Raw genomic sequence first — 24413 nt, 5'->3', positions numbered from 1 at the left:
TACCGGGAAATCCGGTACGGCGGAAGGCTTCCCGGCTCAAGGCGTGGGATGAGAACTGACGGTAATGCGTCCGAATCAATCGGTAACCATAATTGTCCAGGCATGATGACCGGGTGCCTCGACCGCGGGCTCCACACCGGAGCCGGGCGGGGGCGGGGCGGTCCTGAGCGAAGTGGGGAGGGCCGGTGACCTCGGCGACGCTGTTGACCCCTGCCACGACGTCGCGACCCGGTGGTGATCGCCCGGGCAAGACGACACGAGCGGCGGAGCGGGCCTACATCCGGGTCCTGGTGGTGCTGGACACCGCGGTGCTCGCGGTGGCCATCCTGGTCGGTTACCTGGCGCGGTTCGGCGACGAGGAGCCGACCGGGTCCGAGATCCCGTACGTCGTGGTCGCCCCGGCGCTGCTGCTGGTCTGGCTCGTCTCGCTCAAGGTGATGCGGTGCTACGACGACCAGGTGCTCGGCTACGGCGCGGACGAGTACCGCCGGGTCAGCGCGGCGAGCATGCGGTTGGCCGGCGGTATCGCCATCGCCGGGTACATCGCCGACGTCGGCGTTTCCCGGGGTTTCCTGGCCATCTCCTTCGCCGTCGGCACCGTCGGCCTGGAGGTGGCGCGGTTCGCGGCCCGCAAGCGGCTGCACCGGGCCCGCGACCGGGGCGCCGGCTGGTCGCGCAAGGTGCTCGTGGTGGGCGACACGGCACACGTGCTGGAGCTGGTGCACACGCTGCGCCGGGAGCCGTACGCGGGCTACCAGGTGGTCGGCGCGTGCATCCCGGACGCGCTGCTCGCCCCGGTGCCGCAGCGGCTGGGCGACGTGCCGGTGGTCGGCTCCTTCCGAGGCATCCCGGAGGCGGCCACCGCCATCGGCGCAGACACGGTGGCGGTCACCGCCTCCGGTGAGCTGACCGCGACCCGGCTGCGCCGCCTGGGCTGGCAGCTGGAGGGCACGGGGGTCGACCTGGTGGTGGCGCCCGCGCTGACCGACGTCGCCGGCCCCCGTATCCACACCCGTCCGGTCGCCGGCCTGCCGCTGATCCACGTCGAGGCGCCCGAGTTCCGTGGCGCCCGCAAGCTGGTCAAGGGCTTCGTGGACCGGTCGATCTCGCTGATCGCGCTGCTCGTGCTGGCACCGCTGCTGATCGTGATCGCGCTCGCCATCAAGATCGACAGCCGTGGCCCGGTGCTGTTCCGGCAGACCCGGGTCGGTCAGGGCGGCGAGGAGTTCGGCGTCTTCAAGTTCCGCACCATGGTGGTCAACGCCGACGCGCTGCTCGCCGAGCTGGCCGCGCGCAACGAGACCGACGGCCTGATGTTCAAGATGCGCGACGACCCCCGGGTGACCCGGACGGGCCGGCTGCTGCGCAAGTGGTCGCTGGACGAGCTGCCCCAGCTCGTGAACGTGCTGCTCGGCCAGATGAGCCTGGTCGGCCCGCGCCCGCCGCTGCCGTCCGAGGTGGCCCGCTACGACGGCGACGTGGCGCGACGCCTCCTGGTCAAGCCCGGCATGACCGGCCTCTGGCAGGTCAGCGGGCGGTCCGACCTGAGCTGGGAGGACGGCATCCGGCTGGACCTGTACTACGTGGAGAACTGGTCGCTGGCCGCCGACCTGACCATCCTCTGGAAGACGTTCGGCGCGGTCATCAACAGCCGCGGCGCGTACTGAGAGGGCCGGGTCAGGGCTGCGGGCCCAGCCAGTCCAGGCAGACCACCACCGCGTCGTCGACCAGGTCACCGGCGACGAAGGCCCGCAGGTCGCCGATCAGCGACCGCACCGCGTCCAGCGGCTCCATCGGCCCGGTCCGGCGCAGGAACCGGTCCAGCGCCGCCTCGCCGTAGCGCGTCTGCTCGGTGGTGGCGTCGATGACGCCGTCGCTCACCACGAAGAGCCGGTCACCGCGCTCCAGCTGGAACGTCTGCTCCCGGTAGTCGGTGCCCTCGAACATGCCGAGCGGGAACTGCTTGTCCAGCACCTCCTCGCTGACCGCGCCGGCCCGCAGCCGCAGCAGGCGGGGCGAACCGGCGTCGACCACAGTCAACGCGCCGGTGGCCAGGTCCAGCTCGGTCAGCAGCACGGAGACGTGCTGCTTGCCCCGGTGCTGCGCGTAGATCGCCTGATCGGCCAGCGCGGCCTGGTCGGCCAGAGAGAGCCCGGCCCGGCGCGCGTTGCGAAGCGCGTACGTGGCGAGCGAGGCGAGCAGCGCGGCGGCCACCCCCTCGCCGAAGCCGTTGGAGACCGCCAGCCAGAGCCGGTGGCCGTCGTCGGACCAGTCGAAGCTGTCCCCACGCACCGCGTACGCCGGTTCCAGCTGCCCGGCCAGGCTGAACGAGGGGCGGATCCGGCTGCGCCCGGGCAGCAGCTCCCACTGCATCTCGGCGGCCAGCGTGAGGCGCCGGCTGCGCCGGGAGGTGCCGTAGATGTCGGTGGTCGCAGTGACCGCGCTCAGCTCGTGCCCGAGCACCGTGGCGATGGTGGCCAGCTCGCGGCGCGCGTCCGGGTCGGCCGGCACCGGCGACACCTGGAGCACGCCCCGGCGTTCGCCGCGCATGCCCACCGGGAACCAGCCCACCTCGTCGGCGATCACCGGTTCCTGGTGGTCGAAGGCGCGCCAGGCCGGATGGCCGGGGTGGGAGACCGTCGCGCCGTCACCCAGCGGCAGCAGTTCGGCGAGCCGGTAGTCGACCTGGTAGAGCTCGGTGCGGGTGATCCCGTACGTGCGCGTCAGTTCGGCGGCGAGCCGGTCCACGATGAGATCTGTCGGCGCGTCCGTCAGGACCCGGCGCGCGCAACCCTCCGCTCCGCTCATGTTTGCTCCTTTGCACAGGTCGCCGGGCAGATCCGGGGAGTAGTCTCGGGCCCACCATGACCGAAGAGCGTGATTCCCAGGGACCTGAACCGAGTATGTCCGCCGCCCTGGACGAGGCGGCAGGCACCTTGCTCGCCGTCTGGGAGGCGGCCCGGGAGCGCACCACCAGCCGGCTGTCCAGTGCCCAGCTACGCGCGATCATGGTCGTCGAGCAGTATGACGGCATCAACCTCCGCCGACTCGCCACCCTCACCGACATGCTGCTCTCCTCCGCCAGCCGGCTCTGTGACCGGCTGGTGGCCGCCGGAATGCTGGAGCGCGAGCCGGGCCGCTACGACCGGCGGGAGATCTCCCTGCACCTCACCCCGGCGGCCCTGCGGCTCCTCGCCGAACTGCGCGCCGACCGGCGGCGCCGGCTGGAGCGGATCCTGGCCGGCATGAGCCCGGAGGGGCGGCTGGCGCTGCTGCGCGGCATGCGCGAGTTCGACCAGGTCGGCCGGCGCGGGCAAGCGACAGTGGCCGAGGGCTGGCCGGTGCTGCAGCCCTCCGGGGAGTGGATCGGCGACCCGGCCCGTCCGTCCGGCGAGCCGCCGGTGGCCCGCACCGCCTGACTCACCTGGCGCGCTGACTCACCCGGCCCGCTGACTCATCCGGCCCGGCGGACGGTCCGCAGCCGCGCCACCACCCGGGGATGCTCGATCAGCGTCCGCTCCAGCGTGTCGAGCACCTCGTCCAGCAGCGCCCGGCCGCCCCGGGACGTCAGCGCCTCCGCCTGCCACTCGACGAAGTCCCGTAGCAGCCGGTCGTCGTCCACCCGCACGGCCGCGATCAGCGCGTCCACCAGGTGCGCGATGCCGGTGGCGACGTCCTCGGCGGTCTCCTCGGGCGGGTCCACCGCGGCAAGCGCGAGCCGGACCAGATCACGCCGCCGGCGCAGCACTGCGACGTACGAGTCGTCGGGTGGCGGGGGCGGTGCGCCGGTGTGCGCGCCGGCGGGCAGCGGCCGGTCCAGCAGCGCGACGGCGTCCCGGGCGCTGGCGCCCCAGGCCGCCGCGCCGATGGTGGTGGCCCACCGGCCCTCCGGCCCGAAGCCGGGGCCGCCCGCCAGCACCGGCACCCCGGCCGCGCGGCTCGCCTCCACCATCCGCGCCGCCCGGACCAGCCGGTTCGGCTGCACGCAGCTCAGCAGTACCGCGTCCGGGCCGGTCTGGTGCAGGTAGGAGACCAGGTGCCGGGCCGGCACGCTGGCGCCCAGGAACGTCACCCGCCAGCCGGCCGCCCGGACCACCTCGGTGACGATCCGGGCGGCCAGCGCGTGCCACTCGCCCTCGACGCAGGCCATCACCACGTGCCCGCGTCGCGGTGGGCCGATGGTCGCGCCCACCGCGCCGACCACGAGCTCGCTGACATGGGTGGCGGCGTGCTCCTGGGCGACGCTCCAGGAACCGGTGAGCCAGCGGCGGCCGATCTCCTGCTGCGCCACCGAGACGAGGTCCACCAGGACGTCCGCGACCGGGACGCCGTCGGCGAGCAGCTCCTGCGCCAGCGCGATAGCGCCGGCCCGGTCGGCCCGGTCCAGGTGATCGAGATAGGCGGCGAGCGTCTCCGGCCCGATCCGGCGCTCCGGGCTCACCCGGCGGCCAGGGCCAGCATGGCGATGTCGTCGTGCGGCTGCCCGTCCAGCCACTCGTCGACGAGTTGGAGCACCCGCTCGACGAGCGCGGCCGGCGGGAGCCCGGCGCCGGAGGCGACCGCCTGGCGCAACCGGTCCTCGCCGAACATGGCCAGCTCGGTCGGGCCGCCCCGGGCCTCGGTCACCCCGTCGGTGTACGCCAGCAGCAGGTCGCCCGCCGCCAGCCGTACCTCGGCGTCGGCGAACCGCGCGGCGGTGAGCGCGCCCACCGGCATTCCGCCCACCCGGACCGTCTCGATCCCGCCGTCGGCGCGGACGACGAGCGGGGCGGGGTGCCCGCCACCGGCCACCCGGACCAGCAGCCCGCCGTCCGGCTCGCGGCGCACCGCGCCGAGCAGGAGCGTCGTGAACTGGGCCCGGCGGGCCGCGTCCGGCGCGTCCAGCAGTGCCCGGTTGAGCAGCTCCAGCAGTTCCCGGGGACGCTGTTCGACGAGGCGCAGCGTCTGCAGCGACTGGCGTACCCGGCCGGTCAGCACGGCCGCGCCGACGCCCTTGCCGCAGACGTCGCCGAGCGCGAGAAGACCGCCCTCGCCGCTGGGGAACACGTCGTAGAAGTCCCCGCCGATGCGCAGGCTGTCCCCGGCGGCGCGGTAACCGCCGGCCAGCGTCATCCCGGGCAGGCGCGGCAGTTCCGGCGGGAGCAGGCTGTTCTGCAGCACCCGAGCCAGGTGGGCCTGCTCGCCGTACAACTCGGCGGCGGCCAGCGCGGCGCCGGCTCGCCCAGCGAACTCCCGGGCCAGCGCGATCTCCCGCTGGTCGAAGCCGGGCCGTTCGGGGCGGCGGGCCAGCACCAGCGCGCCGGCCGGGCCGCCGGCGCTGGGCATCGGGCTGATCAGCACGGTGCCCGGCCGGCCGAAGCCGGTGGGCAGCACCTCGGCCAGGTCGGCCAGCTCGGCGTCGAGCCAGGGACTGGGCTCGGTGCGGTCGCCGTCGAGCGCCTCGACCAGCCCGGGGACGGACTCGACTGTGCGCCATCCGGTCACGCCGGTGACCGGGCCGGACTCGCCGGTGGCGTACCGGATCCAGTGCGGCTGGTCCTCGGCGGGCGGGGCCGGGCGGTGCACCACCACTGCGACGTCGGCCAGGTAGGGCACCGGCAGCGTCACCGTGGCGCGCAACGTCTGGTCCCGGTGCAGGGACAGCCCGAGCCGACTGCCGGCCTGGGCGAGGAACGCGGTCCGGGACCGTTCGGCGAGCAGCGCGTCGGTGCGCGCGTGTTCCTCCGTGACGTCGCGGACGTACCAGGCGCCGCGCTCGGCGGCCAGCGGGCGCCGCAGCCCGCGCAACCGCCGGCCGTGGTGCTCCGTCTCGAACGTGTCCGACCCGGCGCGCGCCGCCTCGGCCAGCGCCGGCACCCGGCACCCGGCCAGGTCGACGCCGGGGGCAAGCTCCGGGAGCAGGTCGGCGGCCATCGCGTTGACCAGGGCCACCACGCCGGCGGGATCGACTGTCACGACCGCCTCGGCGAGCCCGTCCAGCAGCTCCTGGGCGAGCCGGTCGTCAGCCGGGAGCGCGGCCCCGGCCACCCGCCGGGGTCGCTTCCTCCCGGCGTGCCCACCGCCGCTTACCGGCCCCGCGACACCGCCCCGGCGCGCGGCGGTCACCTCAGGTGGCCGGGCGCTTCGGTCAGTCGACCCCTGCGCATGCTGTCGGTGGACTCCTCGCTCGGCGGACAGGTTGCCTGACGGCAAGCGTACCGAGCGCAGGCACGGAATGCCCGTCCAGGACGGGCCGGATCAGGTGCTCCGGGCCAGCCAGCCCACCGGCCGGTCGACGATCCGGCGGACCACCGAGCCGGCCCCGCCGACCGCTGCGGACTGTGCCCCGAGCACCGCCGGGCGCACCTCGACCGGCGCCCAGGCGGCGGTCAGCACCCGCCGGGAGACCTCCGCCACCACCGGGGGCCGCAGCCAGGGCGAGAGCGGGGCGTATCCACCGCCGAGCACCACCGTGTCCAGGTCCAGCAGGTTCACCACGCCCGCCACGGCGACCCCGAGGGCGGCGCCGGCGTCGGCCAGGGCGGCGAGCGTGGCCGGGTCGCCGGCGCCGGCCAGGTCGGCGAGGCGGGTGGCGGCGGTGTCGGCGGGCAGCTCCGCGCCGGGCAGCCCGGCCGCGGACAGGATCGCCTCCTGGCCCGCGTACCGCTCCAGGCAGCCCTGGCCGCCACAGCGGCACGGCCGCCCCTGCGGCTGGACCGGGAAGTGACCGATCTCTCCGCTCCAGCCGCGCGCGCCCCGGTAGAGCGAGCCGTCCAGCACGATCCCGGCGCCGATGCCGATCTCGCCGGTGATGTGCAGGAAGCTGCGGGGTCCGGCCGGTCGCGCGTACAGCTCGCCGAGCGCCGCCAGGTTCGCCTCGTTGTCGACCACGAGCGGTGGCACACCGTCGACCGGCTCGGCCAGCCGGTGCCCGGCGAGCAGCGCCGGCACGTCCACGTCGCGCCAGCCGAGGTTCGGCGCGAGCCGGACCAGGCCGCCGTCGCCGACCAGGCCGGGCACTGCGAGCGCCGCCCCGGCCAGGGTCAGACCGTCGCGTACGGCGGCCGCCTGCGCCTCGGCGGCCAGCGCGGCGAGCCGGGCGAGCGCGTCGGCGGGGGAGACCGGGCGCAGGTCGGCACGGCGGACCAGGTGGTGCCGGACCGTGCCGGCCAGGTCGACGACGCAGGCCGCCAGGTAGTCGACGTTCACCTCCAGGCCGAGCCCGGCCGGGCCGTCGGAGGCGAGCACCAGGCCCCGGGCCGGCCGGCCCGCCCCGGTACGCGGCTCCGGCTCCGCCTCGGCGACCAGCCGGCCGGCGATCAGGTCGTCCACGACTGCGGAGACGGTGGCCCGGGTCAGGCCGGTGCCGGCGGCGATCCCGGCCCGGGAAGGCGGCCGGTCGGCGGCGGCGATCCGCCGGAGCACGACAGCGAGGTTCAACTCGCGCAGGCTGCCCTGCCGGACCGCCCCGGCGGTGCTGGCGCTTGTCACCTCTTGACACTGCCACATCGCCGCCATTTAATTCAACCGCTGAACAAATCGCGGACGACACCACCACCTGGAGGTCTGCCATGGCACCCCGTCCCACCCCCGCGGACAAGTTCTCCTTCGGCCTCTGGACGGTGGGCTGGCCGGCCCGTGACCCGTTCGGCGACGCGACCCGTCCCGAGCTGGACGCCGTCGAGGCCGTGCACCGGCTCGCCGAGCTGGGCGCGTACGGCATCACCTTCCACGACGACGACCTGGTCCCGTTCGGCGCGGACGCGGCCACCCGCGACGCCCGGCTCAGCCGGTTCCGCAAGGCGCTCGACGAGACCGGCCTGGTCGTGCCGATGGTCACCACCAACCTGTTCAACCACCCGGTGTTCAAGGACGGCGGCTTCACCAGCAACGACCGCGAAGTACGCCGGTACGCGCTGCGCAAGGTGCTGCGCAACATCGACCTCGCCGCCGAGATGGGCGCGAAGACGTTCGTCATGTGGGGCGGCCGGGAGGGCGCCGAGTACGACGTCGCCAAGGACGTCCAGGCCGCGCTGGACCGCTACCGCGAAGCGGTGGACCTGCTCTGCGAGTACGTCGTCGACAACGGCTACGACCTGCGCTTCGCCCTGGAGCCCAAGCCGAACGAGCCGCGCGGCGACATCCTGCTGCCCACCGTCGGCCACGCGCTCGGCTTCATCTCCACCCTGGCCCGCCCGGAGATGGTCGGGCTCAACCCGGAAGTCGGGCACGAGCAGATGGCCGGGCTGAACTTCGCCCACGGCATCGCCCAGGCGCTCTGGCAGGGCAAGCTGTTCCACATCGACCTCAACGGCCAGCGCGGCATCAAGTACGACCAGGACCTGGTCTTCGGCCACGGCGACCTGCTCAACGCGTTCGCCCTGGTCGACCTGCTGGAGCACGGCGGCCCGAACGGCGGCCCGGCGTACGGCGGCCCGCGTCACTTCGACTACAAGCCCTCCCGCACCGAGGACATCGCCGGCGTGTGGGCCTCCGCTGAGGCGAACATGCGGACGTACCTTCTGCTCAAGGAGCGGGCCGCGGCGTTCCGCGCCGACCCGGAGGTGGTCGAGGCGCTCGCCGCCGCCCGGGTGGCCGAGCTGGCCACCCCGACGCTCAACCCCGGTGAGGGCTACCGCGAGCTGCTGGCCGACCGGACCGCGTTCGAGGAGTTCGACCCGGAGTCGGTCGGCGCCAAGGGCTTCGGCTTCGTCCGGCTCAACCAGCTCGCCGTCGAGCACGTGCTCGGCGCGCGCTGAGGCGGGCCGCCATGCCGCTCGTCGCGGGGGTCGACTCGTCGACCCAGTCCTGCAAGGTGGTGGTCCGGGACGCGGAGACCGGCGCGCTGGTCCGGCAGGGCCGCGCGCCGCACCCGCCCGGCACCGAGGTCGACCCGCACGCCTGGTGGGAGGCCCTGCGGGCGGCGGTCGCCGAGGCCGGCGGCCTGTCCGACGTGGCCGCCGTCTCGGTCGGCGGCCAGCAGCACGGCATGGTCTGCCTGGACGAGTCCGGGAAGGTGGTCCGCCCGGCGCTGCTCTGGAACGACACCCGGTCCGCCGACGCGGCCGGGGAACTGGTCGAGGAGGCCGGCGGCGGGGAGACCGGCCGCCGGTTCTGGGCCGACGCGACCGGCGCGGTGCCGGTGGCCAGCTTCACCGCCACCAAGCTGCGCTGGCTGGCCCGGCACGAGCCGGACAACGCCGACCGCGTGGCCGCCGTGTGCCTGCCGCACGACTGGCTGACCTGGCGGCTGGCCGGCGCTCCCGGCCTGGACGCGCTGCGCACCGACCGCGGCGACGCCAGCGGCACCGGCTACTGGTCGCCGCGCACCGGCGAATACCGGCTGGACCTGCTGGAACAGGCGCTCGGGCGGCGCCCGAAGGTGCCGGTCGTGCTCGGCCCGGCCGAGGCGGCCGGACACCTCGACCCGGCGGTGCTCGACGGCGACCCGGGCGCGGCGGGGCGGATCCTGCTCGGGCCGGGCACCGGGGACAACGCGGCGGCGGCGCTCGGTGTCGGCGCCGGTCCGGGCGACGTGGTCGTCTCGATCGGCACCTCCGGCACCGTCTTCGCGGTCGCGGACACCCCGGCCGCCGACCCGAGCGGCGCGGTGGCCGGGTTCGCCGACGCCACCGGCCGGTTCCTGCCGCTGGTGTGCACGCTGAACGCGGCCCGGGTGCTCGATGCCACCGCGACCCTGCTCGGCGTCGACCTCGACACGCTCGGCGAACTGGCCCTGTCCGCCCCGCCCGGCGCCGGCGGGCTGGTCCTGGTGCCGTACCTGGAGGGGGAACGGACACCGGACCGGCCGCTGGCCACCGGCGCCCTGCACGGCCTCACGCTCGGCACCTCGACCCCGGCGCACCTGGCCCGGGCCGCGGTCGAGGGGATGCTCTGCGGGCTGGCCGACGGTCTCGACGCGCTGCTCGCCCAGGGCGCCCGCGCCGACCGCATCATCCTCGTCGGGGGCGGCGCCCGGTCCGCCGCGGTACGGCGGATCGCGCCGCAGGTCTTCGGCCGCCCGGTCACGGTGCCGCCGCCCGGTGAGTACGTGGCCGACGGCGCGGCCCGGCAGGCCGCCTGGGTCGCGCTGGGCGGCGAGACCCCGCCCACCTGGTCGGTCGGCGACACCGAGGAGTACGCGGCTGAGGCCGTGCCGGCCATCCGCGAGCGCTACTCCCGGGCCTGGGAACAGGTGCTCGACCGGGTGGCGTAAAAGCGGGTGCCGGGTGGCGCCGTGCCGTGGATCATCGGGCCGTGTTTCCGACCCTCCCCGCGGACGGCGCCGCCCGGCGCATCCCGCTGCCCGTCTTCCAGTACGACGACGTCGACAGTCCCGGCGACGTCATCGACACCCTGCTGCTCACCGACTTCGTCACCGGCCGCCAGCCCTGGGCCCGGACGGTCCGCATGGCGAAGGTCCGGCGAGGGGTGTCGCTGGTGCCGGAGCGGGCGACCGTCATCCGGACCGCTGTCGAGCGCAACCGCGCCGCCCGCCTCGCCAGCGGGGACGGCTGGACGTTGCGTGTGGTCACCTGGCGAGGACGGGGCGCCGAGGTCACCGTCACCGCCGTCGACGAGGCGACCGGGACGGCCGTGCTGGACGAGATCGTCACGACCGGCGCCGAGCCGGTCCGGCCGGGCACCGCGCCGATCGGGTTCTGGCACCAGGACCCGCGGCGGGGCGCCCAGCGGGACAACCGCCGGATCGACACGCCGGCCTGGTCGACGATCCGGCCGAACTACCCGGCCGAGGCGGCGGTGGCGCTCGACGCGCTGATGACCACCACCGCCGAGACGATCACCGGGCGGCTGTTGCTGATGCACGGTCCGCCCGGTACCGGGAAGACCACCGCGTTGCGCGCCCTGGCCCACGAGTGGCGCCGATGGTGCCAGGTGGACTGCGTGCTCGATCCGGAGGCGTTGTTCGGCGACCCCGCCTACCTCGCCGAGGTGGCAGTGGGGGAGGACGACGACGGGGAGGAGGGCGAGGAGCGGACGCGCTGGCGGCTGCTGATCCTGGAGGACTGCGACGAGCTGATCCGCGGCGACGCCCGCGAGAGGGCCGGACAGGCGCTGTCCCGCCTGCTCAACCTCACCGACGGGCTGCTGGGGCAGGGGCGCCGGGTGCTGGTGGCGGTGACCACCAACGAGGACCTGTCCCGGTTGCACCCGGCGGTCACCCGTCCCGGGCGCTGCCTGGCCCGGATCGAGGTCGGGCCGCTGTCGCACGCCGAGGCGGTCGACTGGCTCGGCGCCCGGGCCGGCGTCCCCGCCCAGGGCGCCACCCTCGCCGAGTTGTACGCGTTGCGGGCCGGCACCGCCACGGCCGGCGCGGTGCCGGTCGAGATCGGTGGTTACCTGTGATCGGCGGGTCCGTGTTCGCGACGTGACCCGCACCTGATTTGCTGCCGGGCATGAGCAGCACGAAGATCTCCCGGCGCGGGAGCGCGGCACACCGGCTCTACAGCGTCGTGGTCTTCGTGGTGCTCGCCTCGCTGGACAACGTGGCGATCGGCCTGGTGCCCCCGCTGTACGGACCGATCTCCACCGCGCTCGACGTACCCACCCGGATGCTCGGCCTGGTCACCGCCGTCAGCTTCCTGGTCAGCGCGGTGGCGGCGGTGGGCTGGGCGTACGTCGGAGACCGCACCAACCGCAAGCCGCTGCTCATGGTCGGCACGCTGCTCTGGGCCGCCGGCACCGGGGGCAGCGCGCTCGCCGAGGGGTACGCGACGTTCCTGGCCGCGCAGTTCGTCGGCGCGGTCGGGCTGGGCGCGGTGGGCTCGGTCGGCTTCTCGGTGGTCACCGACCTGATCTCACCGCGCCGACGCGGCCTGGTGATGAGCTTCTGGGGGCTGTCCCAGGGCGTCGGCACGCTGGCCGGGACGCTGCTCGGCGGCGTGCTCGGATCGACCGACTGGCGGCGGCCGTTCCTGCTGCTGACCGGCGTGGGTCTGGCCGCGACGCTGGCGTACCTGTTCACCTACGACATCCGGCGCGGGCAGAGCGAACCGGAGCTGGCCGGGGCGATCGACGCCGGGAACGAGTACGACTACCGGATCAGCCGCGCCGACCTGCCCCGGATCCTGGCCCGCCGGACCAACCGCTGGCTGATCCTGCAGGGGCTGACCGCCCAGGCCGCGTTCGGCTCGCTGGTCTGGTTGCCGGTGCTGTTCAGCCAGCGGGCCGAGGCGCAGGGCTACTCACCGGCCACGGCAGTGGTGGTGGGCAGCGTCTTCGCCACGCTGTTCCAGCTCGGCGGTGTGCTCTCGATCGTGGGCGGCCTGGTCGGCGACGCGCTGCAACGGCGTACGCCGAGCGGCCGGGCCACGGTCGCGGCCGTCGGCATCCTCGCGGCGCTGCCGTTCTACCTGGTCCTGTTCTTCGTGCCGATCCGCATCGACGTGCCCGACGGGGCCGGGGCGGGCGCGGTGGTGACGGCGGTGCTGTCCAGCGTGCTGACCGAGCCGACGGTGGGGCTGAGCCTGCTCACCGCTGTGGTGGCGCTGGGGCTGACGTCGGCGAACTCGCCGAACTGGTTCGCGCTGATCGCCGACGTGAACCCGCCCGAGCACCGGGGCACTGTCTACAGTCTGGGCAACCTGGTGAACGGCGTCGGGCGGGCGGCCGGCAACGGGCTGGTCGGGGTGGCGTTCGCGGCGCTGCGTACGGCCTTCCCGCCGCCGTTGAACTACGCGGTCGGGCTGGCCGCGTTCCAGCTCTTCTTCATCCCGACCGGGATCATGTACTGGCTCGCGGCCCGCACCTCACCCCGGGACATCGCGCAGGTGCACGACCTGCTGCACGCCCGAGCCGACCGCCTGGAAGGAAGGGCCCCTTCTTAACAGGTGAGTGTTAAGAAGGGGCCCTTCCTCTACCGGAGGCGTTAATAAGGGGCCCTTCCTTACACCCGGAACCAGACGGTGACATCCGTCGGGACCGCGGCGTTGTCCAGCGGCGCGCTCGACACCAGCACCTGCGCGCCGGCCGGCAGCGGCGCCGGCTCGGCCCCGAAGTTGGTCAGCACGGTGAGGTCGCCGTTGGTGAACGTGAGCACCTCGTCGCCGGAGGACAGGAACCGCAGCGGGCCCCGGGCCAGCGCGTGCTCGTGGCGCAGCCGCAGCGCGGTCCGGTACAGCTCGTACGTCGAGCCGGCCACGCCCCGCTGCCGGTCCAGCGCGTACTCGGCCCACGTCGACGGCTGGGGCAGCCAGCTCGCGTCGGTCGGCCCGAAGCCGTACGACGGGGCGTCGGCCTCCCACGGGATCGGCACCCGGCAGCCGTCCCGGCCGCGCTCGGTGTGCCCGCTGCGCGCCCAGGTCGGGTCCTGCCGGGCCTCGTCCGGCAGCGTGGTGTGCTCCGGCAGCCCCAGTTCCTCACCCTGGTAGAGGTAGGCGGAGCCGGGCAGCGCGAGCATCAGCAGGCTGGCCGCCCGGGCCCGGCGCAGACCCAGCGCGGCGTCCGGCTGCGGGTCGTCCACGCCGACGCCGTTGGCCCGGCCACCGGCGGTGCCGAGCCCGAGCCGGGAGGCGTGCCGGACCACGTCGTGGTTGGACAGCACCCAGGTGGTGGGCGCGCCGACCGAGTCGGTGGCCTCCAGCGATCGGGTGATCACCGCGTACTGGGCCGGCGCGGTCCACGCGGCGAGCAGGTACTCGAAGTTGAACGCCTGGTGCATCTCGTCCGGGCGCACGTACCGGGCCAGCCGCTCGGCCGGCTCCACCCACGCCTCGGCGACGAGGATCCGCTCACCGGGGTACGAGTCGAGCAGGCGCCGCCACTCCCGGTAGATCTCGTGCACGCCGTCCTGGTCCCACATCGGCGGGCGGGGCTTGTCCACCACGCTGCCGGAGAGGATCTCCTGCGGCTCCTGCCAGTCGGCCAGGTCGGCCTGCTTGATCAGGCCGTGCGCCACGTCCACCCGGAAGCCGTCCACGCCGCGGTCCAGCCAGAAGCGCAGCACGTCGAGGAACTCCGCGCGCACCTCCGGGTTGTCCCAGTTGAGGTCGGGCTGGCCGGAGTCGAACAGGTGCAGGTACCACTGCCCGTCGGGCAGCCGCGTCCAGGCCGGGCCCCCGAAGACGCTCACCCAGTCGTTCGGCGGCTGGGCGCCGTCCGGGCCCTTGCCGTCGCGGAAGACGTAGCGCTGCCGCTCCGGGCTGCCCGGCGCGGCCGCCACCGCCGCTTCGAACCAGCGGTGCGCGGACGAGGTGTGGTTGGGCACCAGGTCGACGATCACCCGCAGCCCGCGGGCCTTCGCCTCGGCGATCAGCTTGTCGGCGTCGGCGAGCGTGCCGAACAGCGGGTCGACGTCGCGGTAGTCGGCCACGTCGTACCCGGCGTCGGCCTGCGGGGACGGGTAGAACGGAGACAGCCAGACCGCGTCGACGCCCAGCTCGGCGAGGTGGTCGAGCCGGGAGGTGATGCCCGGCAGGTCGCCGATCCCGTCGCCGTCGGAGTCGGCGAACGAGCGCGGGTAGACCTGGTAGATGACCGCCTCGGTCCACCATCCGGTGCCCGGGGCCTGCTGCGTCGCGTGGGTGTTCAGCGCCTTACTCCTGTCTTGGTGGTGCGGGACGAGCAAGTTGGTTCAGTGTGCCCGGGGCGGCGCTGTCGATTCGCGCACCACCAGGCGAGTGGGGAGGATCACCGGGGTCGGCGTCCGGTCGTCGGTGTCGGCGCCGCGCGGCGCGGGCACCGCGCCGGGGTGCGGCGCGGCGGCCCGTACGCCCAGCGGGTCGAGCAGGATGCGGGCGGCCAGCAGCCCCTGTTCGGCGGCGGGCTGGGCGATGGTGCTCAGGCCGAGCACACCCGCGAGGTCGTGGTCGTCGATGCCGATCACACTCACGTCCTGCGGCACCCGCAGCCCGGCGTCGCGCAGCGCGGTGATCGCGCCCATCGCCATCTCGTCGCACGCGGCGACGATGGCGGTCGGCGGCTCGCCCCGGGCCAGCAGCTCGGCCGTGGCCTGGGTGCCGCCGTCGATGGTGAACCGGGACTCGACGTCGAGGCTCGGGTCGGGGCCGATGCCGGCGGCCCGTAACGCCTCCTGGTAGCCGCGCCGCCGGTCCAGGTGCGTGGTGAAGGCCAGTTCGTCGTCCGGGTCGCCGGAGATGTGCGCGATCCGGGTGTGGCCGAGGTCGAGCAGGTGGCGGGTGGCGGTCCGGGCGGCGGCCACGTCGTCGATCCGGACGCAGGGCCAGCCGGGGACCTTGGTGCCGGAGCTGATCGTCACGCCGGGCAGCTCCAGCTTCGTCAGCGCGTGCACGTCGGCCGCCCGCAGCGGGGTGGCGACCAGGATGATCGCGTCCACGCGCTTGTGCAGGCTCGCCGTGTGCAGCACCCGCTGGCGGGTCTGCTCCCGGCCGCCGAGGTTGTAGAGCAGCAGGTCGTAGCCGCTGTCCTGGAGGAACTCCTCGACCGCCTCGACCACAGTGCCGAAGAACCACCTGGTGATCCGGGGAACGACCACCGCGACCGTGCCGGTCCGGCCGCCGGCCAGCCGGCTGGCGCTCGGCGACACCGCGTACTGGAGCTGTTCGGCGGCGGCGAGCACCCGGCGGCGGGTCGCGGCCGAGACCGTCGGCAGGCCCCGCAGCGCCCGGGAGACGGTGGCCGTGGAGACCCCGGCCAGCCGGGCGACATCGTCAATTCTGGTCATCGTGGGCTCCCCGCTGTGACCCGGGCCCGCCGCCGGCCGTGCCGGCGGCGGGGCGCCGGATCAACCCTTGACGCTGCCGGCGAGCAGACCTCGCACGAAGAAGCGCTGGAGGGACAGGAACACGATCAGCGGTACGACGATCGACACGAACGCGCCGGCCGTCAGCCGCTGCCACTCGTTGCCCCGGGTGCCGGCCAGCTCCGCGAGCCGGACCGTCAGCGGGGCGGTCTCGTCGCCGCCACCGGCGAAGATCAGCGCGACCAGCAGGTCGTTCCAGACCCAGAGGAACTGGAAGATGCCGAACGCCGCCAGCGCGGGCATGATCAGCGGCAGCACGATGGTGCGGAAGATCTTCGGGTGGGTGGCCCCGTCGACCCGGGCCGCCTCCATCAGGTCGCCGGGGAGCTGCGAGATGAAGTTGTGCAGCAGGAATACGGCGAACGGAAGCGCGAAGCAGGTGTGCGCGAACCACACCTGGGCGAACTTCTGCTCGTCGACCAGGTCCCACGCGGGCATGATCTGCACGCCGGCGACGGTGACGCCGGTGGAGAAGAACCGCAGCAGCGGCACCAGGGCCATCTGCAGCGGCACGATCTGCAGCGCGAAGATCCCGATGTAGACCCAGTCCCGCCCCTTGAAGTTCATCCACGCCAGCGCGTACGCGGCGAGCGACGCGAACGCGAGCGGGAAGAGCACCGAGGGGATGGTGATCGCCAGCGAGTTGATGAAGTAGCTGGCCAGCTGCCCGGACGAGCCGGAGCTGAACAGCACCTCCTGGTAGTTCTCCAGCGTGATCTGCGGGTCGGTGAAGAACGTCCACCACCCGGTGGTCTTGATCTCGTTCTCCGGCCGGAGCGAGGAGATGAACAGGCCGAAGGTCGGGATCGTCCAGAGCATCGCGATCACGATCGACACGAGCGTGGCGGAACGGCTGTTCAGGCGCTTGCGCACCCGGGCGCCCCGGGTGGTCGGCTCGGTGGCCTGGGCGCCGACTCCGACGGTGGGCGTGGTGGTGGTCATCTCAGCCCTCCCGCTGCTTGCGCAGGTTGCGGATCTGGTAGATCACGATCGGGATCACCAGGACGAACAGGAAGACCGCCAGCGCCGAGCCCTGCCCGTTCTCCTGGTAGCGGAACGCCTGGTTGTACATCTCGGTCGCGATCACGTTCGTGTCGTAGTTGCCGTTGGTGGCGGTCCGGACGATGTCGAAGACCTTGAGCGTGGCGATGGAGATCGTCACCACCACGACGATCAGCGCCGGGCGGATGCTCGGAATGGTGATCCGCCAGAACATCTGCCACGCGGTGGTGCCGTCGAGCCGGGCCGCCTCGACGATGTCGGCCGGGATGGCCTTGATCGCGGCGGAGAGCACCACCATCGCGAAGCCGGCCTGGATCCACACCATGATCACGATGAGCAGGAACGTGTTCAGCGGCGAGTCCAGCAGCCACTGCTTCGGTTCTCCGCCGAGGCTCACCACGATCTGGTTGAGCAGGCCGATCTGGTCGCCCTCGCCCCGGTAGGCGTAGACGAAGCGCCAGATGATGGAGGCGCCGACGAACGAGATCGCCATCGGCAGGAAGATCAGGGACTTGGCCACGGCCTCGAACCGGGCCTTGTCCACCAGGACCGCGTAGATCAGGCCGAACGCGGTGGCGACCAGCGGCACCAGCAGCACCCAGATCAGCGTGTTGATCAGGACCCGGACGATCGAGTCCTCGGCGAACATCCAGCGGTAGTTGTCCAGTCCCACCCAGTTGCTGCTGCTGGAGTCCATGAAGGAGAGCAGCGTGGTGCGGATGGCCGGCACCACCAGTCCGACGGCGAGCAGCAGCAGCGTCGGCAGCAGGAAGAAGAACGCGAACGCGCCCTCGCGCTGCTTGGGCCGGCGGGGCAGCGGCGTGCCGCTCACCGAGGCGGCGACCAGTTGCGCCTCCCGGCGCCGGGCGAAGTACGACGGCACCACGTCGAGGAGCAGGAGCAGCCCGCCCACCACCGCGACGAAGGCGATCAGCCCGTACATCAGCATGAGGAACTTCGGCTGCTCCGCCGCGAAGTCGAACTCCATCGACCCTCCTTCAAGGGCTCGGTTACCAGAGGTGGCCCGGTCCGCGTGCGCGGACCGGGCCACCTGCTAGATCACTTCCAGCTTCCCTCGATGTCGTTCAGGACGGAGTTGGTGTCCTTGCCGTTGATCCAGGCCACCATGCCCTTCCAGAAGGTGCCCGCGCCGACCGCGGCCGGCATCAGGTCCGAGCCGTCGAAACGGAAGACCGTCTTCTCGTCCTGGAGGATGCCCACGGAGAGCTTGTCCACCGGGTTCGGCACGTTGTTGATGTCCAGCTTCTTGTTCGCGGACACCCAGTCACCGATCTTGGCGCGGCTGTTGGCGTACTCGCCGGAGGCCAGGTAGGTCTGCACCGCCTGGACCTCGGGACGGTCGGCGAACGCGCCGACGAACTCGCCGCCACCCAGCACCGGCTTGCCCTTGGCCGGGTCGATGGCCGGGAAGTAGAACGCGAAGACGTCGCCGTCCTCGGCCACCTTGGTGCCCTCGGGCCACTGGTTGGCGTAGAAGGACGCCTGGCGGTGCATCGCGCACTTGCCGGTGGTGATCGGCGTGCCGCCCTCCTGGAAGGCGGTGGTGGAGATGCTCTTGACGCCGCCGAAGCCGCCGTTCATGTACTTCTCGTTCTTCAGGATGGTGCCGGCCCGGTTGAGCGCGTCAGCCACCTGCGGGTCGTTGAACGGGATCTGGTGGGTGGTCCACTTGTCGTAGACCTCCGGGCCGCCGGTGCGCAGCAGCACGTCCTCGATCCAGTCGGTGGCCGGCCAGCCGGTGGCGTCACCGGACTCGATGCCGGCGCACCACGGCTTGGTGCCGCTGCCCGCGATCTGGTCCGAGAGCTTGATCAGGTCGTCCCACGTGGTGGGGACGGTCCAGCCCTTCTCCTTGAAGGTCTTCGGCGAGTACCACACGAAGGACTTCACGTTCGAGCCGAGCGGGGCGCCGTAGAGCTGCCCGTTGACGGTGCTGTACTTCAGCCAGTCGGGGGAGTAGTTCTGCTCGGCCATCGCCTTGGTGTCGGCGCCGACCGGCTTGAGCTTGCCCGAGTCGACGAAGCGCTTCAGCAGGCCCGGCTGCGGGATGAAGGCGAGGTCGGGGGCGTTACCGCCGTCGACCCGGACCGGGAGCTGCGCCTCGAACTCGGCGTTGCCCTCGTGGTCGATCTCGATGCCGGTGCAGTCCTCGAACTCCTTCCAGGACTCGTTGAGGCGGTCGGCCTCGATCTCCCGGATGGAGGAGTAGATGGTCACCTTCTTGCCGTCGTGACCCTCGTACTTCTCGTATGCGGCGCATTCGGCCGATCCGGCCTTCTCGCTCTTCTTGTCATCGCCGGTGCCGCAGGCGGCGACACCGAGCGCCAGCCCCAGGACGCCGGCGACCGCGAGCGTCTGGCGCGATCTGGCAAATGCCATGCCGATCTCCTTCCTTGCCGGCGCGTGGGGGGATCGAACCCGCGCCGGTCCGATGGTCGTCCTCACATGTAAGCGCTTGCATCGTGTCGGGTCCACCCCTGGTCGGACACGGCCCGGTAACAATCCCGAAACCCTGGCCACGGGGGTTGGGTGCGCTCCCACGAATCTTCCCGAGAACGGAACTTTCTGTCAGGATGTCTGCATCATATTGAAGACTTTCAACATAGGAGGCAGTGGATGCGGAAGCGATGGCTCGCCCTCGGGGCGAGCGCGGTGGTCCTGGCGGCGACTCTCGTACCGGCCGCGCCGGCGATGGCCGCGCCGGCGTTCAAGGTCCCGTTCCCGTGCAACCAGTCCTGGTCCGGGCAGACCCGGACCAACCACAGCCCGGCGAACGCGATCGACTTCAACCGCACCGACGACGCCGGTGACCCGGTGGTCGCCAGCGCGCCCGGGACCGTCGACGTGGTCACCAACCTCGGCGACACCAGCTACGGCAAGTACGTCCGGATCAACCACGGCGGCGGCCACACCACCTACTACGCCCACCTGAGCGGCTTCAACGTGTCGGTCGGGCAGACCGTCGGCTACGGCCGGGTGATCGGGTACGTCGGCACGACCGGCGGCTCCACCGGCCCGCACCTGCACTACGAGCAGCGCATCGACGGTAGCTCCGTGAAGATCAAGTTCAACGGCGCCCAGGCCCTCTACTGGGGCACCAAGACCTACACCAGCGACAACGGCTGCGGCGGGACGAACACCGGCGAGGGCACCGTCAACACGGCCGGCTCCCCGCTGACCGTCCGCTCCGGCCCCGGCACCGGCTACAGCTCGGTCGGCACGGTCGCCGACGGGGCGAAGGTGACCATCCAGTGCCAGACCAGCGGCACCAGCGTCAGCGGCACCTACGGCACCAGCTCGATCTGGGACCGGATCGGCTCCGGCCGGTTCATCTCCGACGCCTACGTCTACACCGGCTACGACGGCTACATCCCCGGCGTACCCCGCTGCTGAGCCCGGCGGGCGCGGGGGCGACCGGCCCGCGCGCCCGTACCGGTCAGGAGTTCAGCCGCCACACCGCGAAGTTCAGCGCGGACGCGAACGTCACCCACGCCCAGTACGGCAGCATCAGCAGCGTGGCCGGCCGGGAGATCCGCCGGAACAGGGCCACCGTCACGCCGATCGCCAGCCACATCAGCACGATCTCGGCGAACGCCAGCCCGTACGCCCCGGCGCCGAAGAACAGCGGCGTCCAGATCGCGTTGAGCACGAGCTGCACCACCCAGGCCCAGAGCGCGGCGCCGAAACCGGCCCGGCGCCAGACCAGCCAGCCGGCGATCGCGATCAGCGCGTAGAGCATGGTCCAGACCGGGCCGAACAGCCACGACGGCGGCGCCCAGGCGGGCTGCTCCAGGCTCTGGTACTCGGCGGAGGTGCCCTGGACACCCAGCCCGCCGATGGCGGCCGCGGCGAAGGTGGCGGCGCCGAAGCCGAGCAGCGCCCACCACTTCCGGGCGCCGGCCGTCCGCCGGGTGACACTCTGCGACATCTCCATGGTCGAGATGTTTCCGCTCGGCGTGGCGGGCAAACGTCGGCGGACAGGCGCACCCGGCCCCGGACACGGAGACGCCGGAGTCCCCGGGCGCCGACGTTCCGATCCGAGGGGAGGGAACGCCTTGGCCCGAGGACTCCGGCGCGTCGCGCTTCGCTACGGGTTAGGTGTTGAAGATGCTGACGCCGCCCGGGCCGACCAGCAGGCCGACGACGATGAGGACGATGCCCCAGAGGATCTGCCGGCGGAACAGGGCGAGAATTCCGGCGACCACCAATACGACTGCGAGAATCCAGAGAATCAGCTCCATGGCGGCTGGATACCCGTACGTCCGATCCCGGAAACCTCCCGCTCAGTCCAGCTGATCTCCCAGGTGGAAGATGCTGTACGCCTGCTTGATCACCGGGTGCGCCACGTTGCGGACCCGCACTCCGCCCGGCGTGGTGCCGCGCTCGGTGCCGTGGTGGGCGTGCCCGTGCAACGCCAGCGCGGTGGGCGCGGCGTCGATCGCCTGTCCGAGCTGGTAGCACCCGAGGAACGGATAGATCTCCAGCGGCTCGCCGGCGAGCGTGTCGGGCACGGGGGAGTAGTGGGTGAGCGCGACGAGCGCGTCGCAGTCGAGCGAGAGCAGAGCCTCGGCCAGCGCGTCCGCGCTCTCCCGGGTGGTCCGCACGAACGCCTTCATCTCCGGCTCCCCGAAGTCGCTGGCGCACCGCCCGGCGAACCCGCCGCCGAACCCCTTCACGCCGGCCACCCCGAGCCGCCCGCCGGGGGTCTCCACCACGGTGCCGGTGCCCTCCAGCACGGTGATCCCGGCGTCCTCCAGCACCTTTACCACCTGCGGCACCTGGTCGCACTGGTGGTCGTGGTTGCCGAGCACGGTGATCACCGGTACGCCGACATCGCCGAACTCCTGGGCCACGCAGCGCGCCTCGGCCTCGGTGCCGTGCCGGGTCAGGTCACCCGCGAGCAGCAGCGCGTCGGCGCTGCCGGGCAGCTCCTCCAGCGCCGGGCGGAACCGGCCCACCACGTCCTCGTCCAGATGCACGTCGCCGACGGCGGCGATCCGGATCACCATCGAACCTCCCTCACGGCAGTTCCTCGACCTGGGTGGGCGCCTCGGTGCGGATCACCCCGATGTCACTGGTGACCGGCGTGTCCGGGAAGCGCTCGGCGACCCGCCGCAGGATCTCCTCCCGCCGGTGCGGGCTCTCCACCTCGCCGTAGAGCACCAGCCCGCTCTCCCGGCGCACCACTGTGATGCCCTGCTCGGCCACCGAGGGGTCCTCGGCGAGCATGCTCTGGATCTCCGCCTCGACGTACTCGTCGGGTGGAACGTCGTGCGACTGTCCGGTCACAGGGTCTCCCTTCCGCCGGGCACGCCGCCGGGCAGCACGTCCAGCCGGTCGAGCAGCACCAGGAACGCCTCCGCGTACGGCGAGTGCTGCGTCTCCTTCCGTACCCGTTCCCAGTCGATCTGTTCCCGCAGCGAGCGGGCCAGCGGCAGGGCGCGGGCGAAGTCGCAGTAGTGCTGCGAGAAGCTCAGCAGCTTGTGCACCATGAGCTGGCTGGCCGAGAGCACCGGCATGCGGATGGCGTCGACCGGGCGCTCGATCGTGTCGGCGAACGTCTCCTCGGTCACCGGTGTCTCGACCGGCCGGTGGATCAGGTCCACCATCCGGTCCTCGTCGTAGACCTTGACCAGCCAGTCCTCCGGTGGGCGCTCGGCGGTGAAGCCGGCCTCGACCAGCGCCTCCAGCGCCCGGTCGACGTCCGCCTCCCGGAGCAGGAAGTCCACGTCGTGGTCGCTGGAGTGGCCGCCGTGCGCGTACACCGCGAAGCTGCCACCCAGCGCGAACGGGATCTCGGACTGTTTGAGCACGGCGGCGACCTTCTTCAGCGTGTGCACCAGGGTCTCGTCCCCGCGCTCGGCCATCTGCGGCTCCCTCGTCGTCATGGGCGTTGGGATCACGATGCGTACCCGGCTGGCGCTTTGGTCACACCTGTAGCGGCGCGGTCCGTCCGCTCGGGCAGGAAAGCGACAAATAGGCGATGGTGAGCGTCGATCGGATAACCTCGACAAGGTGGCCAGCTCACGGCGAGCGCGGCGCGGCAGGGCCCGACTGCGCGCTGTAGCCCTGATCGGCATCGACGGCTCGGGCAAGACCACCCAGGCGCACCGGCTAGCCCAGGCCCTGACCGCCGCCGGCCACCCCGCGACCTATCACCGCAACGCCGGTGGCCGCCGCTGGCTGGGCCGCATCGCCCAACGGGTCGGCCGTGCGGACGCGCAGCGGCTCGTCGGGCGCGACGGCCTGCTCGCGGTCGAGTCGGCGCTGCGGTGGCTGGCCATCGCGCTCGCGTTGCTCAGCTGCCTGGTCACGGGCCGTACCGCGGTAATGGACCGCTGGTCGTTCTGCCAGTACGCGAGCATCCGGGCGCACGGCGGGCAGCGGTGGGAGCGGCTGGCCCGGGCCGGGTACCGGGTCTTCCCGGCGCCCGAGGTGACGTTCCTGCTCACCGTGGACCCGGCCGAGGCGTATCGCCGGATCGAGCGGCGCGGCACCGACCACGAGAGCATGGAATGGCTGACCGACGCGGACACCGCGTATCGGAGGCTGCCGGAGTACGGCGGCTTCGTGGTGGTGGACGGCAACGGCCCGCCGGAGGAGGTGGCCCGCCGGATCCGGGCGCACCTGAGCGAGTGGCTGCCCGACGATCCGTCCGCCGGTCCCGGCCCGGCTCCGGGCGGCCCGCCGTGTCCGGCCGGCGGGGCGGGCCGCGACGGCCCGGTGCCGGTTCAGGCCCGGCCGTAGACCGGGATGCCGGCGCCGCTCGTGGGCGCCGACTCGGTGGAGGCCAGGAACCGGATCACGCCGGCGATCTCCGCCGGGGGCACCCAGCGCCGGTGGTCGGCGTCGGGCTGGGCGGCCCGGTTGGCCGGGGTGTCGATGACGCTCGGCAGCACCGTGTTGCACCGCACGCCGCGCTGCCGGTACTCGACCGCGACCGCGTCGGCGAACGCCCGCACCGCGGCCTTGGCGGTGACGTAGCCCGAGGCGCCCGGGAACGGCGACACCGCCGCCCGCGCGGAGACGCACACCACGGCGCCGTCGCCGGTGGCGGCCAGGTGCGGCAGCGCCGCCCGGGTCACCAGGTAGGTCGGGCGCAGGTTGATCCGCAGCATCCGCTCGAACTCCTCGACCGGGGTCTCGTGCACCAGGCCCCCGGCGGCGTACCCGCCGACCAGGTTGACCAGCGCGCGCAGCGGCGCGACGGGTTCGGCGGTGGCGACCTCGACCGCCCGTGCGGCCCCCTCGGGCGTCAGCAGGTCCGCCTCGACGCGGACCGGGCCGCCGCCGTCCGTCCCGGGCTCCCGCTGGGGTACGACCACCCGCCAGCCGGCGTCCAGGAAGGCGGTGGTGACCGCGCCACCCAGTCCGCCAGTACCTCCGGTCACCAGCACCGTGCGCTCCGTCATGGACACACGCTAACCAACGGCCCCACCGGCCGTCCGGCGACCCTGCGGCGGCCGTCCGGCCTGCCTGGTCGAGGCCGTCCAGCCAGGCCGGGCCGCGCGACGGCGGACCGGCACGTCGCCCGGCGGGACGGACTCGAGCGGACCGGATGAAGCGGCCGGGCTGCGAGAATGGGATCCTTGGCTCGGGTGGCGGGCACGGAGGACGGTAAATTTCCCGATACACGGTGTCATGGTTGACGCTCACGCCCTCTGAAAGT

22 protein-coding genes and 1 pseudogene are annotated in these 24413 nt (G+C 73.0%); 8 read left to right on the top strand and 15 right to left on the bottom strand.

Annotated elements, in window-relative coordinates; genetic code table 11:
* Positions 1–185 precede the first annotated feature (185 nt).
* The gene (locus tag FHU28_RS28630; protein WP_184687873.1) at positions 186–1667 is read left to right on the top strand and encodes a sugar transferase; all 1482 of its coding nucleotides are present in this window, start codon (positions 186–188) and stop codon (positions 1665–1667) included.
* A gap of 10 nt (positions 1668–1677) precedes the next feature.
* On the opposite strand, the gene FHU28_RS28625 is transcribed toward FHU28_RS28630, so the two are convergent.
* Positions 1678–2808 carry a PP2C family protein-serine/threonine phosphatase gene (locus FHU28_RS28625; protein WP_184687871.1) on the bottom strand — a complete coding sequence of 377 codons (1131 nt, stop codon included), beginning with the start codon at positions 2806–2808 and terminating at the stop codon, positions 1678–1680.
* A gap of 95 nt (positions 2809–2903) precedes the next feature.
* Here FHU28_RS28625 and FHU28_RS28620 point away from each other — a divergent pair, with 95 nt between their 5' ends.
* On the top strand, positions 2904–3419 hold the full coding sequence (locus FHU28_RS28620) for a MarR family winged helix-turn-helix transcriptional regulator (protein WP_184687869.1): 516 nt from the start codon (positions 2904–2906) through the stop codon (positions 3417–3419).
* Positions 3420–3454: 35 nt separating this feature from the next.
* Here FHU28_RS28620 and FHU28_RS28615 read toward each other — a convergent pair whose 3' ends face one another.
* The 3 genes from FHU28_RS28615 to FHU28_RS28605 form a co-directional block, all read right to left on the bottom strand.
* Positions 3455–4441 carry a cobalamin B12-binding domain-containing protein gene (locus tag FHU28_RS28615; protein ID WP_184687867.1) on the bottom strand — a complete coding sequence of 329 codons (987 nt, stop codon included), beginning with the start codon at positions 4439–4441 and terminating at the stop codon, positions 3455–3457.
* Entirely contained in the window at positions 4438–6027 is a 1590-nt protein-coding gene (locus FHU28_RS28610) for a PP2C family protein-serine/threonine phosphatase (RefSeq protein ID WP_311773670.1), read from the bottom strand. The genes FHU28_RS28615 and FHU28_RS28610 overlap by 4 nt, the downstream gene beginning before the upstream one ends.
* A 210-nt stretch (positions 6028–6237) precedes the next feature.
* Positions 6238–7497, bottom strand: a complete 1260-nt coding sequence (locus tag FHU28_RS28605) for an ROK family protein (protein WP_184687865.1) — start codon at positions 7495–7497, stop codon at positions 6238–6240.
* Between the two features lie 53 nt (positions 7498–7550).
* Between FHU28_RS28605 and xylA the strand changes: the two genes are divergently transcribed.
* From xylA to FHU28_RS28585, 4 genes are read left to right on the top strand one after another with little or no spacing between them, the layout of a single operon-like run.
* Entirely contained in the window at positions 7551–8738 is a 1188-nt protein-coding gene (gene xylA / locus FHU28_RS28600) for a xylose isomerase (protein ID WP_184687863.1), read from the top strand.
* Positions 8739–8749: 11 nt separating this feature from the next.
* Positions 8750–10195 carry a xylulokinase gene (xylB, locus tag FHU28_RS28595; RefSeq protein WP_184687861.1) on the top strand — a complete coding sequence of 482 codons (1446 nt, stop codon included), beginning with the start codon at positions 8750–8752 and terminating at the stop codon, positions 10193–10195.
* Positions 10196–10236: 41 nt separating this feature from the next.
* A complete protein-coding gene (locus tag FHU28_RS28590) occupies positions 10237–11346 on the top strand; it encodes a DUF5925 domain-containing protein (protein ID WP_311773669.1) in 1110 nt (369 codons plus the stop codon).
* A 50-nt stretch (positions 11347–11396) separates the two neighbouring features.
* Complete coding sequence (locus FHU28_RS28585) at positions 11397–12827, top strand: MFS transporter (RefSeq protein WP_184687859.1); 1431 nt, start codon at positions 11397–11399, stop codon at positions 12825–12827.
* Between the two features lie 59 nt (positions 12828–12886).
* Here the strand turns inward: FHU28_RS28585 and FHU28_RS28580 are convergent, their stop codons facing one another.
* The 5 genes from FHU28_RS28580 to FHU28_RS28560 form a co-directional block, all read right to left on the bottom strand.
* Entirely contained in the window at positions 12887–14530 is a 1644-nt protein-coding gene (locus FHU28_RS28580; protein ID WP_184690008.1) for a glycoside hydrolase family 13 protein, read from the bottom strand.
* A gap of 42 nt (positions 14531–14572) precedes the next feature.
* Positions 14573–15643, bottom strand: coding sequence for a LacI family DNA-binding transcriptional regulator (locus FHU28_RS28575; protein WP_184687857.1), 1071 nt, complete (start codon positions 15641–15643; stop codon positions 14573–14575).
* A 60-nt stretch (positions 15644–15703) separates the two neighbouring features.
* Positions 15704–16663 carry a carbohydrate ABC transporter permease gene (locus FHU28_RS28570; protein ID WP_184687855.1) on the bottom strand — a complete coding sequence of 320 codons (960 nt, stop codon included), beginning with the start codon at positions 16661–16663 and terminating at the stop codon, positions 15704–15706.
* A 1-nt stretch (position 16664) separates the two neighbouring features.
* Complete coding sequence (locus tag FHU28_RS28565) at positions 16665–17711, bottom strand: carbohydrate ABC transporter permease (protein WP_073830593.1); 1047 nt, start codon at positions 17709–17711, stop codon at positions 16665–16667.
* A 71-nt stretch (positions 17712–17782) separates the two neighbouring features.
* Positions 17783–19123: an ABC transporter substrate-binding protein gene (locus FHU28_RS28560; RefSeq protein ID WP_184687853.1), complete on the bottom strand. Its 1341-nt coding sequence runs from the start codon at positions 19121–19123 to the stop codon at positions 17783–17785.
* A gap of 237 nt (positions 19124–19360) precedes the next feature.
* Between FHU28_RS28560 and FHU28_RS28555 the strand changes: the two genes are divergently transcribed.
* On the top strand, positions 19361–20137 hold the full coding sequence (locus FHU28_RS28555; RefSeq protein ID WP_184687851.1) for a M23 family metallopeptidase: 777 nt from the start codon (positions 19361–19363) through the stop codon (positions 20135–20137).
* A 43-nt stretch (positions 20138–20180) separates the two neighbouring features.
* Here the strand turns inward: FHU28_RS28555 and FHU28_RS28550 are convergent, their stop codons facing one another.
* The 5 genes and pseudogenes from FHU28_RS28550 to FHU28_RS28530 form a co-directional block, all read right to left on the bottom strand.
* Positions 20181–20678, bottom strand: a complete 498-nt coding sequence (locus FHU28_RS28550; protein ID WP_184687848.1) for a TspO/MBR family protein — start codon at positions 20676–20678, stop codon at positions 20181–20183.
* Positions 20679–20838: 160 nt separating this feature from the next.
* Positions 20839–20985 (bottom strand): GPGG-motif small membrane protein, encoded by a 147-nt coding sequence (locus tag FHU28_RS28545; protein WP_013288160.1) that lies wholly within the window; start codon positions 20983–20985, stop codon positions 20839–20841.
* Positions 20976–21753, bottom strand: a pseudogene (locus FHU28_RS28540) (metallophosphoesterase family protein). Before FHU28_RS28540 ends, FHU28_RS28545 begins: the two are co-directional and overlap by 10 nt.
* A gap of 10 nt (positions 21754–21763) precedes the next feature.
* Complete coding sequence (locus FHU28_RS28535) at positions 21764–21973, bottom strand: hypothetical protein (protein ID WP_221454666.1); 210 nt, start codon at positions 21971–21973, stop codon at positions 21764–21766.
* Between the two features lie 56 nt (positions 21974–22029).
* Positions 22030–22611, bottom strand: a complete 582-nt coding sequence (locus FHU28_RS28530) for a nucleotidyltransferase (RefSeq protein ID WP_184687843.1) — start codon at positions 22609–22611, stop codon at positions 22030–22032.
* 148 nt (positions 22612–22759) lie between these two features.
* Here FHU28_RS28530 and FHU28_RS28525 point away from each other — a divergent pair, with 148 nt between their 5' ends.
* On the top strand, positions 22760–23491 hold the full coding sequence (locus tag FHU28_RS28525) for a dTMP kinase (protein WP_184687841.1): 732 nt from the start codon (positions 22760–22762) through the stop codon (positions 23489–23491).
* Here FHU28_RS28525 and FHU28_RS28520 read toward each other — a convergent pair.
* Positions 23476–24156, bottom strand: coding sequence for an SDR family NAD(P)-dependent oxidoreductase (locus FHU28_RS28520; RefSeq protein ID WP_184687839.1), 681 nt, complete (start codon positions 24154–24156; stop codon positions 23476–23478). The two genes, FHU28_RS28525 and FHU28_RS28520, sit on opposite strands and share 16 nt — an antisense overlap.
* Between the last annotated feature and the right edge of the window lie 257 nt (positions 24157–24413).

The organism is Micromonospora echinospora, assembly GCF_014203425.1.
GTDB lineage: Bacteria > Actinomycetota > Actinomycetes > Mycobacteriales > Micromonosporaceae > Micromonospora > Micromonospora echinospora_A.
Note: the sequence above shows the minus strand (reverse complement) of the source record. Positions and strands in the feature narration are given on the sequence as shown.